This window comes from Granulicatella sp. zg-ZJ (genome assembly GCF_010892355.1).
Classification (GTDB): Bacteria; Bacillota; Bacilli; order Lactobacillales; family Aerococcaceae; genus WM01.
Map to the genome: position 1 here is coordinate 1 of NZ_WNJY01000004.1, position 21,522 is coordinate 21,522.

Annotated in this window: 13 protein-coding genes, 1 pseudogene and 1 riboswitch; all 14 genes and pseudogenes read left to right on the plus strand. The window is 33.6% G+C overall.

The features are described from left to right. Nucleotides 1–1,050, plus strand: a 1,050-nt coding sequence (locus GMA11_RS01945) for a Cna B-type domain-containing protein (protein WP_163545533.1), incomplete at its 5' end; no start/stop codon positions are given. Nucleotides 1,051–1,249: 199 nt separating this feature from the next. Then, nucleotides 1,250–1,591 carry a MoaF N-terminal domain-containing protein gene (locus tag GMA11_RS01950; protein WP_163545534.1) on the plus strand — a complete coding sequence of 114 codons (342 nt, stop codon included), beginning with the start codon at nt 1,250–1,252 and terminating at the stop codon, nt 1,589–1,591. A 3-nt stretch (nt 1,592–1,594) separates the two neighbouring features. Then, nucleotides 1,595–2,014, plus strand: coding sequence for an Rrf2 family transcriptional regulator (locus tag GMA11_RS01955; RefSeq protein ID WP_163545535.1), 420 nt, complete (start codon nt 1,595–1,597; stop codon nt 2,012–2,014). A 72-nt stretch (nt 2,015–2,086) separates the two neighbouring features. Continuing rightward, a complete protein-coding gene (locus GMA11_RS01960) occupies nt 2,087–2,464 on the plus strand; it encodes a RidA family protein (protein ID WP_163545536.1) in 378 nt (125 codons plus the stop codon). Between the two features lie 112 nt (nt 2,465–2,576). Next, the gene (locus GMA11_RS01965) at nt 2,577–2,735 is read left to right on the plus strand and encodes a hypothetical protein (RefSeq protein WP_163545537.1); all 159 of its coding nucleotides are present in this window, start codon (nt 2,577–2,579) and stop codon (nt 2,733–2,735) included. A gap of 88 nt (nt 2,736–2,823) precedes the next feature. After that, nucleotides 2,824–3,012: a hypothetical protein gene (locus GMA11_RS01970; RefSeq protein WP_163545538.1), complete on the plus strand. Its 189-nt coding sequence runs from the start codon at nt 2,824–2,826 to the stop codon at nt 3,010–3,012. A 50-nt stretch (nt 3,013–3,062) separates the two neighbouring features. Then, nucleotides 3,063–3,260 (plus strand): hypothetical protein, encoded by a 198-nt coding sequence (locus GMA11_RS09160; protein ID WP_205422857.1) that lies wholly within the window; start codon nt 3,063–3,065, stop codon nt 3,258–3,260. 38 nt (nt 3,261–3,298) lie between these two features. Further along, complete coding sequence (locus GMA11_RS09165) at nt 3,299–3,475, plus strand: hypothetical protein (RefSeq protein WP_205422858.1); 177 nt, start codon at nt 3,299–3,301, stop codon at nt 3,473–3,475. Between the two features lie 92 nt (nt 3,476–3,567). Further along, a riboswitch (NiCo riboswitch) is annotated at nt 3,568–3,687 on the plus strand. Nucleotides 3,688–3,745: 58 nt separating this feature from the next. Further along, entirely contained in the window at nt 3,746–5,578 is a 1,833-nt protein-coding gene (locus GMA11_RS01980) for a heavy metal translocating P-type ATPase (protein ID WP_163545539.1), read from the plus strand. A gap of 752 nt (nt 5,579–6,330) precedes the next feature. Then, a complete protein-coding gene (locus GMA11_RS09465) occupies nt 6,331–14,373 on the plus strand; it encodes a YSIRK-type signal peptide-containing protein (protein ID WP_163545540.1) in 8,043 nt (2,680 codons plus the stop codon). A 545-nt stretch (nt 14,374–14,918) separates the two neighbouring features. Continuing rightward, nucleotides 14,919–17,468 carry a pneumococcal-type histidine triad protein gene (locus GMA11_RS01990; RefSeq protein ID WP_163545541.1) on the plus strand — a complete coding sequence of 850 codons (2,550 nt, stop codon included), beginning with the start codon at nt 14,919–14,921 and terminating at the stop codon, nt 17,466–17,468. Between the two features lie 309 nt (nt 17,469–17,777). Continuing rightward, nucleotides 17,778–18,275, plus strand: coding sequence for a GNAT family N-acetyltransferase (locus tag GMA11_RS01995; protein ID WP_163545542.1), 498 nt, complete (start codon nt 17,778–17,780; stop codon nt 18,273–18,275). Nucleotides 18,276–18,287: 12 nt separating this feature from the next. Beyond that, nucleotides 18,288–18,596, plus strand: coding sequence for a DUF4298 domain-containing protein (locus tag GMA11_RS02000; RefSeq protein ID WP_163545543.1), 309 nt, complete (start codon nt 18,288–18,290; stop codon nt 18,594–18,596). Between the two features lie 406 nt (nt 18,597–19,002). Beyond that, nucleotides 19,003–21,234 (plus strand): annotated as a pseudogene (locus GMA11_RS02005) (glycoside hydrolase family 3 N-terminal domain-containing protein); the annotation flags it as partial. Nucleotides 21,235–21,522 lie beyond the last annotated feature (288 nt).

The following is a 21,522-nucleotide window of genomic DNA, read 5'->3' on the forward strand; positions in this document are numbered from 1 at the left end:
GGTGCTCCTGTTACCTTAAACGAATCTAATCAATGGAAATATGAGTTTACAGATTTATTAGTCGTAGATACTCCAGAACAACCAACACCGAATATCTATACTGTGAAAGAAATTGGGGAAGCTAACAATCGAGTAACAGTAGGAGACCACACATATACGGTTAATACAGAAGGAACGCAAGCAAATGGTTATACAATAACCAATACCTATGTCGAGCCAATCAAACCAACACCACTACAACCAGGAACAACAAGTGTGAGTGTCACAAAAGTATGGGTCGGAAAAGTAAGTGAAAGTAGTGTACAAGTACAGTTATATAAAAATGGAGAAGCAATAGGTGCTCCTGTTACCTTAAACGAATCTAATCAATGGAAATATGAGTTTACAGATTTATTAGTCGTAGATACTCCAGAACAACCAACACCGAATATCTATACTGTGAAAGAAATTGGGGAAGCTAACAATCGAGTAACAGTAGGAGACCACACATATACGGTTAATACAGAAGGAACGCAAGCAAATGGTTATACAATAACCAATACCTATGTCGAGCCAATCAAACCAACACCACTACAACCAGGAACAACAAGTGTGAGTGTCACAAAAGTATGGGTCGGAAAAGTAAGTGAAAGTAGTGTACAAGTACAGTTATATAAAAATGGAGAAGCAATAGGTGCTCCTGTTACCTTAAACGAATCTAATCAATGGAAACATGATTTTACAAATTTATTAGTCGTAGATACTCCAGAACAAGCAACACCGAATATCTATACCGTGAAAGAAGTTGGTGAAGCGAACAATCGAGTAACAAAAGGAGCCAACACATATACCGTTAATGTCGAAGGAACTCAAAAAAATGGTTATACAATAACCAATACATATGTTGAACCAATAGTACCTACTAATTCTTCTAATTTAAGTAAAGTATTGATAGAAGAAAATAAAAATTCTATTTTGCCAAAAACAGGAACTATAGATTCTTCTATTTACTCATTAGTTCTATTTGTTATTGCTGGAGTAGTATACTCATTTAGAAATAAAAAAGAATAAGTGATTTTATCAGCCGATAATGAGGAATGTTCTTCGTTATCGGTTTTTTATTTTTAAATTTTAGTATAACATAATTTTATTTGTGTGATTTAATCAAAAATAAAAAAGAACTTTATGAAAAATAATTCTTTTTATTATTATTTTATAACTTACATGTTAAAATACATGTAAGTTATAAAATAACAAAAGGAGAAATATAATGACACTATTTGAAATGTTAAAAGGAAAGAAATTAGATGTACAGTACGAGACAGGGTTTCACTTCATTATGGAATACTTAGAAGAAGGTAAGTTAAAATGGACATCTGTGGGTGAGGTTGAGGACGGTGGTCCTTCAGAGGAAGTAGATCCTTATGAAGCCATTGAATTGGAAAGTGGGAAATATTTTATTAACTGGATTGAAGAAAGTGGTATGACAATATCTCAATTATTAGATTTGAATAATAACGAAGTGATTGCATTTCTAACGTGGGAAGACAATAGTGTTCGTGGAGGTAGAGATACACTTCTGCAAAAAGGTTATGTGACGATTGTAGGTTAAAACATGAAACATTCACATAAATTATCTGATGCTATTCACATACTTTTGTATATAGAAGTATTTTGTGAAGATAAACGTATCACAAGTACAGATATTGCTGAAAGTATCAATACAAATCCAGCATTAGTAAGACAAATTATGTCTCAATTAAAAAAAGCAAATTTGATTGAAACAAAACAAGGTAGTGCTAAACCGAGACTTTTAAAATCTTCTAAAGACATCACATTATTTGATATTTTTCAAGCAATTCATGAAGAATCATTACTTGAAATTGATAAAAATACGAATAAAGAGTGTCCGTTGGGTAATACAATTCAAACAGTCCTTACGAGTACTTATAGAGAAATAGAAAATAGTGCCTTCAATAAGATGAAAGAGATTTTTTTAATTGACTTGAAAAATGCGATAGATAAATTGATATAATTATTCGTAAAGTTGCTATCATCATGTGTTGATGATATATTAAATGAACAAAACTGATGATGGAGGTATTATATGAAAAAAATAGAAAGTGCTAAAGCACCGGCAGCTATTGGTCCTTATTCTCAAGCAATACAAGTAGGAAACACTGTCTATGTTTCTGGTCAACTACCAATTTGTGTTGAAACAGGTGAATTTGCAGGTAGTACGATTGAGGAACAAACAAAACAATCATTAGAAAATATCCAGTTTATTTTAAGTGAGGCAGGATTAACGATGAAAAATGTTGTGAAAACAACTGTTTTATTAAAAGATATTGCTGATTTTACAAAAATGAATGATGTATATGCAAGTTATTTTTCAGCACCGTTTCCTGCAAGAGCCGCTTATCAAGTGGCAGCTTTACCAAAGGATGCTCTAATAGAAATAGAAGTCATTGCTGTTGTGGGATAGACATCAGGGATAAACCAATGTTGGTTTGTCCTTGATTTAATCAGATTTTTAACATGAAAGCATTCGTATTTTTATAGGCTTGCGGTATAATAAAAGGTAAAGGAGGGGTAGAATGAAAGTCTATCGTATCAGTCCATTTGCTTTAATTTGGCAATTTGTAGCGACTGTCATTGGTATAGGTATTGTTTATTTTATTCTCGATTATTTTTTAGTTTTAAAACCGCTATCTTATTCAGTGGTATTTTATTTCTTCTTATTTTTGTTTCATTAGTAAGGCAGATAAATATGAAGATTGCGATTGATGATACGAGTTTTTGTATTTTTGAGAAAGGTCAAAAAAGTGCTATGCCTTTGATAGTGTGTCACTATATGCAAAAAAAGAGGATAGTCATTTGACACTTTATGTAAACGATGCCGGTCATCAAGAAGAATTTGATTTAACATTATTTGGAAATTTTAAATATTATCAACTTCTTGATGATCTTCGGATAACTGGTGAAAAAAGTTCTGTGACACATCTAAATGTGTTAAAAGAGATTAAAAAATAAAAAAGAAAGGAGGAAATATTATAGAAGAATTTATTAACGATTTTTTCTCAATGGGTCCAATGGCATATGTTTTTATAGGAATTGTGATTTTAGGATGTATTCTAAGTGTTGTATCTTATAAAATGAATAAAAGTTCTAAACAAAAATGGCTATCTCAGCATCCAGGAGCGGTAAAAATTTCTTTTAATAGAGGAAATCAAATTATTACGCAAAAAGATTTTTATGTACATGTGTTAGTGGTGAAGTAGCAATCTTTTTTGAGAGTGGTCAATATTTAATTTATGCTATGCCGAGAACAGTTGTGCTTGAAGTGACTTACTCATACACAAGACCTGGTGTGATTTATAAAAATGTCACAACAACAAGGGGGTCTTCTAAAGTATCATTAACTGTTGAGAGTGGAAAAGCATATCTTTTATCATTTGATAAAAAAGAAGAACAATTTATTTTATCTGAAGAATAAAAAAGAACAAAATTTTTGGTAAAAAAGTGAATTTTTTCTCAAACTTTTCTTGACAAAATATGTCATTTCTTTTATTATATATGTATAGAAATAAATTATTTTTTGAACAAGCAGTAAAGAGCAGTAATGGCTCTTTACGTAGCCGGGTCTATAAGTGTTTAGACAGCAGAAAAATGTTTAGTAAATGAACTGAGCATATCTGTGAGACAGTACGAACTGTCCACGGGTATGCTCTTTTTTGTATTATCAAATAAAAAGGAGAGGAAAAATATGTTTGATTTACTAAAAACAAAGGAAGGAAAACTATTTGTGGCAGGGAGTATTAGTCTAGGTATCGGTTTATTATGTGAGCAGATACAGCTATCAGGAAGTCCGTTGTGGTTATGTCTTGCTAGCGTATTATTAGGGTATGAAATTGTCAAAGATGTTATTTCTGATATTGTTGAAGAGCATAGATTAAATGTTGATTTTCTAATGATATTATCGGCATGTGGTGCCATCTCTATTGGGTATTTTAGCGAAGCGGCTATTTTATTATTTATTTTTTCTGGTTCAGAAATGTTAGAGGATTATGTGTATCAAAAATCAATGAAAACAATGGAATCGTTAATGACACATATTCCAAAACAAGCAATGGTTTTAAAGGAAGATGATACGACAGAAATTGTAGATATTGATCAGATTGATATTGGACAAACATTGATTGTTAAAAAAGGAGAGCAAATTGCTTTGGATGGAACAGCTTCTAAAGTGATGCTCGTGAATGAAAGTGTATTAACGGGAGAGAGCATTCCTGTATATAAAGAAATTGGTGATGATGTATTTGCTGGAACAATCAATATTGGAGATACGAGTGTTTACGTCGCAACAAAAACAAGTCATGATAGTGTATTTTCACATATTGTATCCTTAGTTAAAACAGCTAATAATAGTAAAAGTCATTTAGATAAACGTATTCATCAAATACAAAAAACGTATGTGCTAGGTGTATTGATAACAGTTGTATTCTTTATTACTTATTTAATGTGTATCCAAGGATTGAGTTTTACAGACGCCTTTTATCGAGGTATGATTTTATTGACTGTCGCAAGTCCATGTGCGCTTATTGCATCAATGACTCCAGCTATGCTCAGTGCGATGAGTTTTGGTGCTAAAAATGGTATTTTAATCAAAAATGGGAATGCATTGGAAAAAATGATGCGTATGACGACTTTATTTAGTGATAAAACGGGAACATTAACAACAGGTCAATTTCGAGTACATCATTATCATTTGGATAAACCAGAGGTTTTACCACTTGTGCTGTCTATGGAAAGTCAGTCATCACATCCATTGGCAAAGTCAATTATGACTTATTTTAAAGATGTGTCTTATCCGACATTACCACAAGATGTAGTCATTCAAGAGATTGCAGGTTGTGGTTTACAAATGAATCAACTATCTATTGGTAATAAGCGTTTTATGCGTGATTGTACAGATACACATCATTATTTAGAAAAAGAAAGTCAAGGAACATTATTATTTGTTTCAGAAAATAACGAAGTCATTGGTTATTTTGAGTTGGTTGATGCAGTACGAAAAGATGCTCAAGAAATGGTAGAGGTATTTAAAACACATCTTGTAGATGTTGTTATGCTTACTGGAGATAGAGAGCACGCTGCAAAAAGTGTTGCGAATACATTAGGATTACCTAAGTTTTATGCAGAGTGTTTGCCGGAGGATAAAGTAACATATATGCAACAATATAAACATGATGAGAAAGTTGTAGGTATGATTGGAGATGGAATCAACGATGCTCCAATTTTAGCTCATGCAGATGTTAGCATTGCAATGGGGAGTGGTACCGATATTGCCATGGATGTTAGTGATGTTATCATTACACAAAATCACTTATCAAAAATTGCTTTATTGTATGAACTGAGTCAAAAGTATGGGCGTATTACAAGAGTCAATATTGCTTTTGCAATTAGTGTGATTTTAGTACTTATTTTATTAAATATGCTTGGTATTCTAGATTTAACGAAAGGTGTTTTTTTCCATGAAATGTCAACGATACTCGTCATTTTAAATGGATTACGTCTACTAGGTTTTCAGAAAAAATAAGATAGATATGGTTTTTTCAAGTGTATGAAAACGTATATTTATAAAATGGAAAGATAGACTAAATTGATTTTTGATAAACTTATAAAAAAGTATATAAATCTAAGAAAGTATCCGACGTAAACATTTGTTTACGTCGGATACTTTTGTTTAAAACTTATTTTTATTTGAAAAAGTAAGTGAAATAATATTAAAAAAATCCTAAAAAACTAGACTTTTACGGACAAGCAAAATGAGAAAATATGAAAAATAGATATATTATTTTCATGTGTTTATTTTCATAAAACTCTTTTTATTTTGTGAATTAGAAAGGCTAACGGTATACATACCCACCCCCATTATTCCATTATAAACATTTGTACAAAAATGTCTACTTAAATGGACAAACACATATTATTCACTAAAGAAAGGAGTGTACAGTTTTTGATGTTTCTTAAACTGACTGTTGGACTTATAAATACACTATATAAAGTATTTGTAAAAAAGTATGAGAATAATGATGAAAAAAGATTTTATGTGCAAATGAATAACAAAATTTATTTTTTATAAAGGCTGAATATTAATTTGTAGAAATGAGAAACACTGGTTGTAACACTGAAAGATAGATTGATTAGACGGATTATTCTTTATAGTCGTCAATGTTCAAGACGGTATTGGAGATACTCATCAAAAAAGAAACACAGAAACAATATATTCATAAAGAAGTGTTATGACAAAAAGAAAAACATAAAATATGATAATTATTAGGAGGTTATATGATTTTTAATAAGCGACAAAGATTTTCTATTCGTAAATTAACAGTTGGAACGTGTTCTGTTTTATTAGGGACATCGTTATTTGCAGTAGGAGATTCAATCAACAATAATGTGCTTGTTGCACATGCAGAAACACCAACGCTTGATACAGGAGGTGCATTAACTATTGGACGTTTTAGTAATAATGGTGATTATTACTATGTACAAGCATCGGGACGTGCAGATGCTAATCCAAAATACAGTGGTCTTATCTATGAAGTAGATGTAAAAAATAAATCTGTGACACCAATTTCACAAGATAAAATGTCAAATGGTCAAAATGTTTACGACCATTTAAAAGAACAAGCTGCTAAACAAGGTTTTTCAGCTGGAACAGATAATTTACGTTTTAATGGTTTAGGTATTTCTCAAGATGGACGATATGCTTATATGATCGGATTTATGGGTGATATCAATACAATGATCAATGGGCAGGCAAATCCAAATAGAACAAATATTGTTGGGGTATATCGCTATGATATTACTAAACACTATTGGGAATTTGTCAGCGATGCGTCTACCTGGGCAGATAAAGCGATTATGCGAACAAATTCATGGACAGCCGGTGCTGTCAATCCAGTAGATGGTAAATATTATTTTGGGATGCACACACGTGATTATGATCCATCTTTTAATAAAGTACAACCTGGAACAGAAGATGAATTTAAAAAAGCAACAAGAGACCATACATTTGATATTTATTTCCGTTTCTGGTCTTATGATCCAGCAACACAAAAAGTAGAACCAGTTGGATATGTTGATTCAACGCTTTTTAAAAGCAACTTATTTGACACTTTTGAACGCTTTTTCAGAGCTGGAAGTTGGGCTGTAGGTAGTGATATTTCCTTTGATAGTGAAGGGAATATGAGTTTATTATTGAATCAATTCAATACACCAGATTATTACATTTTAACAGTAAAAGCTGATCAAGTGGAAAAAGGTGCAGCTACACAAGATAATTACACAAAATTAGAAAGCTACTTATCTAAACGAGTACGTATTGTAGATGCAACATCTGGTGATAGTACAGGTGCAAATGATGCAACGTGGGCAATCGGAGGTATTGGTTTAACATCTGATGGTAAAATTTTTGCCAATAGTGGACGTCAAGTTGCTGTTGTGAATCCGGATAATGCAGCAGGTGAATATTTCTATAATCATAGCACAGATCCGTATTGGGGGGATGGTGCGTCTATTCCAATATTAACGGTAAAAGGAAATGTATATCGTGAATATTATATTGCTAATACAGAAGAAAAATTAGCTGGAGATATTGGAACGGTTGTTAATAATGAATTTATCGCTATTCTACCTGCACAAGTGACTATGGGTAGAGAGGATGTTGTAACAAATGAATTACTTTATACTCCATATACATCAACAGATGTTCCAGAATTTATTCGTTCAGTAGAAGGTAAAGTATATCGCTTAGTGAGAGAAAATGGTGTGCCTAAATTAAAAGATGGCTCAGCACCAGAATCTGGTAATGTCACAAAAACCGACCAAGTGATTAAATATCAATATGTGCTAGATGAAACGATTGATACACCACAAATTGCAACAATTAAATATGTTGATGAATTAGATAATGTTGTAGCACCACAATCATCTGTTGTTGGAAATACAGGTGCTGAGATTATGTATGACACAACACCAATGATTAATGTTTTAAAACAAAAAGGATATGAATTGGTAACAGATGGTTTTAAAGATCGTCCAACAGAAGACACAAATTATGATAAAATTCCAGATAAATTAGGAGAGGAAGGACAAGTCTTTAAGGTTGTTGTAAGACCTAAAGAAACGACTATTACACCTAACCCGGATAGTGAAACGAATAAAGTACCAAATCCTCATGATCCAACGGGTAATACACCGGTTAAACCTGGAGAATCTATTGTGATCACACCAACTCGAGAAAATCCGGATGAATCAATATGGCCAGTAACAGGTTTAGATGAATCTGATTTAATCAGTACAGTCGATCGTGTAATTAATTATGTATACGATGACGGTACACCAGTTATGGAAAATGGAGAACCAAAAACAGTAATTCAATCATTAACGTTTAAACGTACGGCTACAGTAAATCATGTGACAGGTGCGATTACTTATGGAGAATGGCAACCTGTTACAACAAACGAAATGCCGGAAGTGACAAGCCCTACGATTGACGGTTATACCCCAGATCAAGTAACGGTAAAAGCAGAAACAAACTTAAACGGTGAGTCAGATCCACAAGACGTGACGGTTGTTTATAAAAAACTTCCAGATCAAGCAGCAAAAATCAATTATGTTGAAGAAACGACAAATAAAATAGTTGCTGCCTCAGATTCGGTAAAAGGTAAAGCAAATGAGAAAATCAATTACGATACAGCTCCGAAAATTGAAGAATTGAAAAAACAAGGATATGTACTTGTCTCAGATGGCTTCACAAAAGATGATGGTCAAGTATACGATACAACAGAAGATAAATTAGCTGAAGATCCAAGCCAAGTCTTCACAGTAGTTGTAAAAGCATTGAAAAAACCAGTAACACCAGCAGAGCCTAAGCCAGAACCAAATACACCAGTTGAACCAAATGAACCAAATGGACCTCAATGGCCTGCAACAGTAGATCAATTAGACTTAACAAAAACAATTACACGTACAGTATCTTATGTCGATACAACAGGTAAACCAGTTGCTGAAACAAAAACAAATACGGTGACGTATGAACGTAGTGCAACCGTAAATATTGTTACTGGCGAAATAGAGTATACGCCTTGGATGCCAAAAAATGCTGATAAAACATTAGAGGGACAAGTGCTGCCAGTAGTTGAAGATCATGATATTGTTACAACAACAAATAATGGTACAATTGTTGACGCGAATACAACAACACAACCAGTTGAGACAACTGAAAATTCAAAAGATATTGTTGAAGTTGTTGTATATGCACCAAAAACACCAGAAGTCAAAGAAACTCAAGTAGCGGTTATTCGTTATATTGAAGAGGGTACCAATAAAACAGTTGCTGATCCAGATACAAAAACAGGGTTTGCAGGAGATAAAATTGACTATAGTACAGCATCAAAAATTAAAGAGTTGAAAAAACAAGGATATGATTTTGTATCTGATGATTTTACAACTGATGCTGGGCAAACATTTGATGATCAAAAAGATACGGTTGGACAAGATCCTACTCAAGTCTTTACAGTAGTTGTGAAAAAGAAAATATCCACAATCACACCAAAACCAGAAGATCCAACAAATAAAGTACCAAATCCGAATGATCCAACAACACCAGTTGAACCAGGTCAACCAATTGATCCAACACAACCAGACGGACCAAAATGGCCAGCAGGTGTAGCTGAAAAAGATTTAGTACGTACTATTACACGTAATATTACTTATGTATACAATGATGGTAAACCAGTTGAACAAGATAAAGCACCAACTGTAACACAAACATTGACATTCACAAGAACAGCAGAAGTAAATCATGTAACAGGTGAAGTGATTTATGGTGAATGGACACCAGTAACAACAGATACAATGGATAAAGTTGATTCACCTGAAATTACAGGGTATACACCACATTTACCAAGTGTCGATGCATTAACAAACTTGACTGGTGATTCTGATCCACAAGATGTTCAAGTTATTTATGTTCCAAATGAAGTAGTACAACATGCAACCATTACGTATAAAGATATAAATGATCCGAATAAACCAATTATTTTAGGTGATGTTGATAAAAGAAATGGTGCTACTGGTGCAACAAGTGATTACTCAACGAAATCACGTATTGATGAATATGTGAATCAAGGATACGAATTAGTTCAGGACGGTGTACCAACAAAACTTGTGTTTGATAATGAGAAAGATGAGTCTGATGCAAATCCAACACAAAAATTTGAAGTAACATTAAGACATAAATTAACACCAATTATGCCTGATCCAAATAATCCGGATAGTCCAATTCCAAATCCAAATGATCCAGAAGGAAATACACCGGTTGAACCAGGTCAACCAGTAAATCCAAATAATCCAGATGGACCAAAATGGCCAAATGAAGTAAAAGAACTTGTTAAGAAAGCAACACGTACAATTCGCTACCGTTATGCAGCAACACCGGATGATAATGCAGAAAAAGTATTTGAAGATGTTGTTCAAGAAGTTGTGTTTACACGTTCAATGACGATTGATAATGTGACTGGCGAAGTAACGTATGGTGAATGGACTGCTGTTAAATCAGAAGCTCCTGAAGTTACCTCAAAAGAAAAAGACGGTTATACATTTGATAAAGCAAGTGTTGAAGCTGAAACAGCAACAATTTCTCAAGATGGTGTCATTACTGGTCTTTCAGATAAGAAAGTTTTATATACACCAGTGGCTCCAACACAAGTAGGGACAGTAACTTTTAAAGTAAAAGATACTGGAGAAGTGAAACACACAGAAAATATTTCTGGTAAAGAAGGTGACCAATTTGGCTATGATCCTGCTGGAAAAATCAAAGAATATGAGCAACAAGGTTATACAGTAACGAATATTGGAGATAAAGATAAAAATCCATATTCTTCAGAAGGAACATTTGACGGTATTCCAGACAATTCACAAGACTTTGTTTATGAATTGGAACCACGTGTAGAACCAGTTAAACCAAATGATAATCCACCTGTACCAGGTCAACCAGTTAATCCAGAAAAACCAGACGGACCAAAATGGCCTGAAACAGTTAGTCAATTAGATTTAACGAAAACAATTACACGTACGGTATCTTATGTGGATGTAACAGGTAAAAAAGTTGCTGATACAAATACAAATACTGTGACGTATGAACGTACAGCTATGGTGAACTTAGTTACTGGTAAAGTCACTTATGGTGACTGGACAGCCAAAAATGGAGATTCAATATTAGAAGGAAATCCGTTACCAACGGTTGAAAATCATGATATTGTTGTAACAACAAATAATGGAACGGTTGTTGAATCAGACACAACAACAAAACCAGTTGAAACAACTATTGATACAAAAGATATTGTTGAAGTTGTTGTATACGCACCAAAAGCACCAGAAGAAAAAGACACACAAGTAGCAGTTATTCGCTATATTGAAGAGAATACAGAAAAAGCTGTTGCAGATCCAGATACGAAAACAGGGTTTGCAGGAGATAAAATTGAATATAGTACAGCTGAAAAAATTACTAAGTTAGAAAAACAAGGGTATGAATTTGTGTCTGATGACTTCACAAATGGTGGAGAAAAAGTATACGATAGTATAAAAGATAATGTAGGAGAATATCCAAGCCAAGTCTTTACTGTTGTGGTAAGACCAATTATTAAGACAATAACACCTAATACACCAGAAGGTGAAACACCAAAACCAGGTCAACCAGTTAATCCGGATGATCCAAATTCACCAAACTGGCCAGAAGATTTAAAAGATAAAGATCTTTCAACTATTAAAGTAGTTACTCGTGAAATTAGTTATGTGAATGATAAAGATGAAGAAGTTCATGAAAAATTTGTTGACGGAGTAACATTTGTACGTGAAATAAAAGTTAATCTTGTAACGGGTAATGTGACTTATGGTGACTGGAAAGCGGAAAATAATGATTCTGTTCTTGATGGGCAAAAATTACCAGTTGTGAATGGATATATTGTTACATCAGCTACAAATGGTGACAAAGATGTTGAACCAAATACAACTGAAAAATATGTACAAGTAACAGGAGATTCATCAAATATTGTTGAGAAAGTTGTTTATACACCAATTGGAAAATGGATTCCAGAAATCCCACAGGGTGTAGAACCAGTTGATCCAAATCCAACGGATGATAAAGATCCAAAAGATCCAGTAGATTATCCAAATAATCCAACAGATCCAACAAAACCAGGTGACCCAACAGACGAAACAATTCCTTATGTGCCAGGTTATACACCACAAGATCCAAGTGGAAATCCATTAACACCGAAAGATCCAACGGATCCAACGAAAGGTTATAATCCTCCACCAGTACCAGCAAATCCAAAGCAAGATACAAATATTCCTTATGTGAAGGATAAAGAAACAGTGGATCAAAAAGGTAGTGTTAAATTTATTGTTACGGGTACAAACGAAGAAAAACATAATGAACCATTAACAGGTAAAGAAGGCAAAAAATTTGGCTATGATCCTACTGAGAAAATTAAAGAATACGAACAACAAGGTTACACAGTAACGAACCGTGATAGTTATGATAAAGAGGATACTTTTGATAATATTCCGGATAATTCACAAGACTTTGTGTTTGTATTAACACCACGTATTGAGCCAGTTACACCAAATGGTGAGAAACCTGTACCAAATACACCGGTTGATCCAAATAAACCAGACGGACCAAAATGGCCAGATACAGTGAAAGATTTAGTGTTAACTAAAGAAGTGACACGTACGATTTCATACATTGATAACAAGGGACAAGAAGTAGCTAAGACATTCTCAACTACGGTTACATTTGAGCGTGAAGCGAAAGTGAATTTAGTTGATGGTAAAATTACTTATGGTGACTGGAAAGCTAAAAATAGTGACAGTACTCTTGAAGGTCAAACATTACCAGTAGTAGCAGGTCATCAAGCAACAACAGCAATACATAATAGTACAGTGGTTCATCCAGAATCCACTCAAGAAGATGTAGTTGTTGATGAGAATGCAACGAATATTACTGAAGTTGTTATCTACACACCTAATACAACACCAGCTGAAAAGGCATCTCAGTTGGCGATTATCAAGTATGTGGATGAAACAGGAACACTTGTAAAAGAGATTAAGAATTCAGTTGATACTGTTGTTGGTAAAGAGGACGAACCAATTAAGTACACAACAGATGCTAAGAAACAGGAACTTATCGATAAAGGCTATGAAATTGTAAAAGATGGCTTTACAATACCTGGAGGAAGAGTTTTTGATGGAGTCGAAGATGTTGTTGGAAAAGACCCAAGTCAAACATTTGAAGTAGTTGTTAGACCTAAATTCTCTACAATTACACCAAAACCAGAGGATCCAACAAATCCACTTCCAAATCCAAATGAACCTACAACACCAATTGAACCAGGTCAACCAATTGATCCAAAACAACCAAATGGACCAAAATGGCCAGCAGGTGTTACTGAAAAAGACTTGGTAAAACAAGTGACACGTATGATTAAATATGTGTATGAAGAAGATGGAAGAGAAGCGGATGCTACTCGTACAGAGACAGTAACCTTTACACGTGAAGCGACTGTTAACCATGTAACTGGCGAGATTGTTTACGGTGAGTGGAAAGTTAGCCATGAAGTTGATTCTGATAAGAATAAAGATGGTAAATGGAATGAGGAAGCATCAAAACTAATTAAAGGATACGTTGCTGATAAAGCTGTTGTGGAAGAAGAAACACCAACGGAAAATACTGCTGATAAAACAGTAGTTGTTACCTATAAAAAACTAGGTAGCTGGATTCCAAAATTACCAGACGGAGAAACACCAAAAGATCCAATCCCATATCCAAATGATCCAAATGGAGATCCAACTATTCCAGGTACTCCAGAGAATAGTGAAGAACCGATTCCATATGTTCCTGGATATACACCTGAAGATCCAGAAGGTAATCCGTTGAAACCAGTAGATCCAGAAAATCCGTCTAAAGGATATATTCCACCGAAATTGCCAATGAATCCAATTGAAAATATTGAAATTCCTTATAGACCAAATTCAGAAGAAGAAAAACCAAATATGCCAAAACCGGATAAACCAGCTCCGGAAAAACCAAAACCAGATATGCCAAAACCGGATAGACCAACTCCGGAAAAACCAAAACCAGATATGCCAAAACCAAACAAACCAACATCAGAAAATCCAAGTCCTAATAAACCAGCAAGTCAAAACTTGCCACATACAGGTGAACAAGGACAAGATACAATGTTCTACGGAGCGACTGTCTTTGGATTAGGTATGATGATTGCGGCATTGAGAAAACGATTGGAAGAAGAAACAGAATAACAGTGTTTTATTTGTCTGGAAAACACCCTAAGACATCATCTTAGGGTGTTTTTGGTGTTCTGTAACTCTATACCGAATGGTATTGATGTAATGAAAAGGTGATGAATGGTTAAAGCATTCACCATCTTTTTATATTTTTCTATCGTTGAGAATAGTCGTGTATAGTTACCATTGCTTTATTACACATCAACTCTTTAGGTAAAAAATAAGGGTTTAGTCCAATATGATGACATTACCATAATGCATAAAAATAGAGTGATATAAAAAGTGAAGTGTTTCATAGCTGATAAAAAAAGGGTTTCTAATAGATATTTATAAATGATATTGGGTATTTCCTGTTTTTAAGTCCATTTTTATTTAAAAACTTTAATTGACAAGAGGATTTCAGAATAAAGTATATATTGTTCTTGATGCATAAATTTATTTAAAATACATACTATTTTGCACAATAAACCTATTATGAAGCCATATAATAGAATTGACATCTTATGTAAAATCCTTTATTATACAAAATGTAACTATTACGATTTGTGAAAGGGAGAAAAATGAAGAGAAAACATATTATTATCGGAACAGTAGGAGCGGTTGCGTTAACAAGTGTGTGTGCTTTTGCGTTGTTGCAATCACAAACAAATAATGTAACGAAAATGGAGGCACCCGTATCCAATAAGCAAACAGAAAATACAAAAGACAAAACAGCATTATATGAAACAATTGCAAATCAAATTAAACAAAACAAACCAGTACCCGTTGTGGGTAGAGTTTTTGAAAATGGTTATTTATTAAAGCACGGTAATCATTATCACTTTGTTCATGGTAAAGTACCTGAGAATGCTATTTTTGAAAAAATGGTTGAAAAACAAGATTATTATGTGTTTGATCCAAAGGATATTGTAGAAGAAAATGAATTAGGGTATGTCGTACGTCATGGAGATCATTTCCACTTTATTCCAAAAGGCAGTGTGAATAACGGCACAACAATAGCACATCATGATGAGCACAAAGTAGACCATGAGCATGATGATTATGTATTTAGTCCAAGTGATGTTGTTGGTGAAACAGAAACCGGATATATTGTACGTCATGGAGATCATTTCCACTTTATTCCAAAAGGTAGTGTGAATAATGGTACAACAATAGCACATCATGATGAGCATGAAGCAGGCCATGACCATGAGCATGATGATTATGTGTTTAGTCCAAGTGATGTTGTTGGTGAAACAGAAACCGGATATATTGTACGTCACGGAGATCATTTCCACTTTATTCCAAAAGGCAGTGTGAATAACGGCACAACAATAGCACATCATGATGAGCATGAAGTAGCTCATGACCACGAACATGGTGTAAATGATATAGTGAATAAAGAGCATGAATCAGATAATACGCACGAAGGTCATGAATATCACGATGCAGATAATTCAATGCATGACGATAATGAACATCATAGTGAAGAAAATGAACATCATCAATTTGCATTTGATCCAAAAGATATTGTGAGTGAAGATGAAGAAGGATATGTTGTACGTCATGGAGATCATTTCCATTATGTTTACAAAAAAGATCTTCCGTCTGATTTTGTGAAACCTCATGAGGAAGAAAAAACAGAAGAACCAAAAACAGAAGAGCCAAAACCAGAAGAACCCACGAATTTGCCAGATGATTTAGAAGAAAAAATAAACTATATTATAGCGGCGTATGGTGTTCCAAGAGAAGCGATCAAAGTCCATAATGGATACTTTGTATTTAATGAACCGACACATGAATATGATCCATCCCATATTCATCCGTATGCTATTCCTATTAACAAATTAAAAGTACCTGTTATGACAGATGATAAAGAGGCAGATTTTGAAAATGAATGGTTATCTATTGCAGAACGAATGGGTATTTCTCCGGAGCAATTAGAAATTAAAGATGGCTATTTTGTTATTTCACATGGTGATCATAGTCACTATGTGAAAATTATGTCGGGTGGAGAAAAAGAATACTTCAAAAATAAATTGCCAGATATTGTTGGAGCCTTTGTTCGTGGTGATTTAGATAAAGATGTTGTTATCAATAAAGCACAAGATCTTGAAAAACAAGCAGAGGATACTTATAAAGATGATCCTAAGCAATTAAGACGTATTAAAACAGCTTTACGTCAATTTAAAGAAAAAGTTGCTTTAGGTGGTAATTCAACGCAAGGTTATTTAGACATGTTGACAGCTTTTGAAAAACAATATATTTCGTTAAATGAAGAAGAAGCGCTGTCCGAAGAAGATCAAGCATTGGCGCAAAAACATAGTGAGCTTGTTGATAAAATTAATCGATTGAATTTATCAAGATTTTCAATAACAAAAGAAAATCTGCTAGATAAACTTTATAAAATTAGTGAATCAAAAAATCTTCAACGATTAAATGATTTGGATATATATATCAATGGATTTAATGATTTGAGAGCAAGACCTGGTATTACTGGGTTACAATTTTTAGATTATTTATTAGCTCATGTGGACGATAGAGAATTGTCTTATGATACAAGAGAATTTGTGTCAGATGCGATTTATGAATCTTATGAAGCAAGTATTATGAATCGCAAATCTATTTTCTCTATTTTCCATTTGATTGCAGACGCTAAAGATGCAATCCGTTTGTCTCATGAAACACCCGCAGAAACAAATAATACAACAACGGGTCCAAAATATGCAAGATTAGACGAACCATTTGAGTGGAGAGTGCCGTCTGTTCGAGAAGATGCGAAACGTTTTGTAGAAGATGTTAGAGGGTTGATTGGACCAACTGATCCAACACCAACACCGTCAAACTTCAAAGAAAAACCTGTTTCTGATACACCAAAGGAAGATATGGTAGTGAATAGTGTAGAAGATGATACTACAGGTAATGCGGTAAGTGAAGAACCAAAATCTAATGAAGAAGTATCGACGTCTGAAATGTCAGAAATGTCTTCAGAAACAGAAGAAAAAGAATCAAGTGATGCTGCATTGGAAACGAACAATGAAGAAACAACATCTGATGATAGTGATGTGGTGCGTATTGTCAATCCGAATTCAGAAGAAGTAGAGGAAAATTCGACTGAAGATCATCACTAAAAAATGAAGTAAGTGACGAGGTGAACCAACTATGGATGGTTCACCTCGTTTTGCGTTTCTATGTCAAATGACGCTAGAGGAGAGGAATAGAATAGTATTAGCTACCCAATGCTTTATTCTATGACTGAGAATGGCCTTAAGTACGTTAGATTAATATGATTCTGTTTGAATATGGAATAATGAATATGATGTAATGATTTTTTCGTCAACATTATTTCATCTCGAGTTTTAAGATATTGATTGAGTAAGTTGTCGTGAGAAAGCAAACATGATATGATAAATTTATCTAAAAGTGAAAGGAAAGCATGTATGCCAATTAAAGATGTCGTGCAGCCTAATATCATTCAAATTGATGACGTATTACGATTAAGAAAATTTGACGGGAATTTTGATTTTGCACTTGAATGGTACCAAGACGAAGAAACAGTCTGGTATGTAGACGGCGATAGAGAGCTATATTCTAAAGAATTACTTGAAAAAATGTATATGTACTGGAATAGTGTTAGTGAAGTCTATTTTATTGAAGTGTATACGAATGGAACGTATCAACCGATTGGGGATGTATCATTTCATCAAGAAGATATGCCTATTGTGATAGGCAATAAATCATATCGAGGAAAAGGTATTGGGAAAAAAGTTATTCAAACACTTATTGAAAGAGCCAAGACTTTAGGATATGACAAATTATATATCGAAGAAATCTATGATTTTAATGTTGCTTCTCAAGCACTTTATATGAGCTTAGGATTTAAAAAGAAAGAGCTTGTCAACAAAGGATGGTCTTATGAACTTATTTTATCATCATAAAAAGGAGATATTATGAACGACTCAATAAAACGTATTGAATATATGGAAAATGTATTAGATAAGCAAATCAATGATTTACAACAACTAGAAAAATGCTTAGATGTATTGGATAAAGACTACTCAAACTATCAAGAATTGATCACTTATTACTATAGTGACGAACGAAATACTGATTTAACATTGGATGATACAAATCAATTACCAAAGATGTTAAAAAGAGGTGTTTTATCAGAAGATGCTATTTACAATATGATGGCAGATAGACATGAATTATTGATACGCATGCTAGAAACAGCAACCAAATGGTTGAAAAATGACTAAATAAAGAAGTATTCGAGGTGAATGAACGTTTTTGAACGTTGTTCACCTCTTTAGTTGTTTTTTCTTAAATAAGTTGTTAGAGAGAAATTAGTACTGTCTTTTTTACCATTAAGAATGATGAAAAGATGTTATTTAAAAGCACTGTTAAATAGGACTGATTTCATCATATAATTGTTTATCATTTAAGTGGATTTATTTTGTTTAAATGAGCAATTATTTCTTATATTACCTTATCAATACATAGAACGACGAGGTATAAAAATTCTTTAATAACCGAACGGGTAAACGTTTACAATTCATTTAGATTATGTTATTATAAATTTACCTATAAGGAGGGAAATTTATGAAAAGAAAACGTCTATTATTAGCAACTGCTTTATTGGTAGCGGGTACAATTTGTCCACTCACCCAAATAAAAGCAGAAACAAGTAGAGTACAAACTCTTGTTGAGGGAATGAGTATTCGTCAAAAAATCACGCAAATGTTGATGCCAGACTTTAGAAAATGGAAACAAGCTGGACAAGATAGCGAAACAGATTTTACAGAAATGAATGAAGAAGTTGCTGAAGCGATTGATAAATACGACTTTGGTGGCGTTATTTTGTTTGCTGAAAATGTGAAACAAACCAATCAAACATTAGCGTTAACACAAGCAATGCAAGAAGCTGCTATTACAAATAAAGCAGGTAATGGTAATTTACCACTATTACTAACTATTGACCAAGAAGGTGGTATTGTATACCGCTTAGGTAGTGGAACAGCTTTACCAGGTAATATGGCAGTTGGGGCAACAAGAGAACCAGAATTAGCTAGACAAGCAGGAGAAATTATTGGGAGAGAATTATCTGCTTTAGGGCTAAATGTTGACTTTGCCCCTGTTTTTGATACAAATAATAACCCACATAATCCGATTATTGGATTACGTTCATTCTCATCTGATCCAAATGTCGTAGCATTATTAGGTGTTCCAATGATGCAAGGTATTCAAGAATACAATGTTGCTGTTGCAGCAAAACATTTTCCAGGACATGGCGATACAGCAACGGATTCACATACAGGATTACCATTGGTTGATAAATCTTATGCTGAACTAGAAGCATTAGAATTATTACCATTTAAAGCAGCTATTGATAATGGTGTTGACATGTTGATGACAGCACATATTCAATATCCACAAATTGAAAAAGATACTGTTGTATCAAAAAAAAGTGGCGAAAAAATTTATATTCCAGCAACGTTATCTGATGATGTTATTACAGGGATTGTTCGTAATAAATTCGGATACAATGGTGTTGTGATTACCGATGCCATGGGAATGGATGCCATTGCGAAAAACTTTGGTGAATCAGAAGCAGCTATTATGGCCATTAAAGCAGGTGTGGATATTGTGTTAATGCCTACTTTTTTAAGAAGTAAATCTGATTTAGTAAAAATTGATACAATCATTAATGACATTGAACAAGCTGTGAATGAAGGAATTATTCCAGAAAGTCGATTGAACGAAGCGGTGACACGTGTTTTAACATTGAAAGAAAAACGTGGCGTACTAGATTTTTCATTAGCGGATAGAACACTAGAAAAAGCAACGGCAAGTGTTGGTTCGGATATGAACCGTGACTTAGAACGTACTATCGCTACAAGTGCTGTAACTGTTGTGAAAAATGACGATACAGTTTTACCATTCAAAGCAAATGCAGGCGATAAAGTTCTTTTATTAGGTGCATATAATAATGAATTGCCAGGATTAGAATTAGGAATGAGACGTTTGATTGCAGATGGTATTGTTTCTAAAGATGTTACATTTGAGTCTTTCCGCTATAGTAATCAAACAACAATAGATGAATTAAAATCAAAAATAGACAATGCTACACATGTAATTGTTATTTCAGAAATAGGTAGACAAGCACAATTAGCAAGTGATGTATGGTTAACAAAAATTCCAACAGAAGTAATTGATTATGCAAATGAAACAAATAAAAAATCTGTTGTTATGAGTATTTCTAAACCTTATGATGTTGCTAACTATCCACGTGCTAAAGCGATTGTTGCTGTATACGGAAACAAAGGAATGGACCCAACAGAAGCGTTGAAACCAGACAATGCGTTCGGACCAAATATTCCTGCTGGTGTAGAAGTTATTTTTGATGGCAAAGAACATATTGGTACATTGCCAGTAGATGTACCGGTTGTTGAAAATGGTGTTATCTCTGAAACAGAAATTGCCTATCCAATTGGTCATGGTTTAATGTATACAGATGCTATTAAAGAAATGAATTTATCACTACCTGAAACAGCAAAAGTAGGGCAAAAATTTAAAGCAACGGTTACATTAGGAGAACTAAATGGATTAGAAAAAGAAGATTATGATGTTGCCGTTAAAGTGGATACAACAAAATTTAAAATTGTTGGTGATAAAACAAGTGATACGTTAGTTGTACATAAAAAAGCAATGGATAAATCTCCAATAGAAATAGAATTAGTTCCATTATTATCTGGTGTACATGCACCTGTTCTTTCAGTAAGTGTTATTGATAAACAAGAAAGAATGTTTACAAAAGAATATGAAGCTGAAATGATTGATGTAGCTTCTAATATAGATAACACTATGAAAACAAGTTTATCTATACCTGAATTTGCAAGAGTAGGGCAAAAATTTAAAGCAACGGTTACATTAGGAGCATTAAATGGATTAGAAAAAGAAGATTATGATGTTGCTGTTAAAGTGGATACAACAAACTTTAAAATTGAGGGCAATGAAACAAGCGATACGTTAGTTGTACATAAAAAAGCAATGGATACATCACCAGTAGAAGTGAATGTTATTCCAATAAATAATGGTGAATATGCACCTATTCTTTCAGTAACTGTTACTGATAAAAAAGATAATATGTTTATAAATGAATATAAAGATGAAATGGTTCGCGTA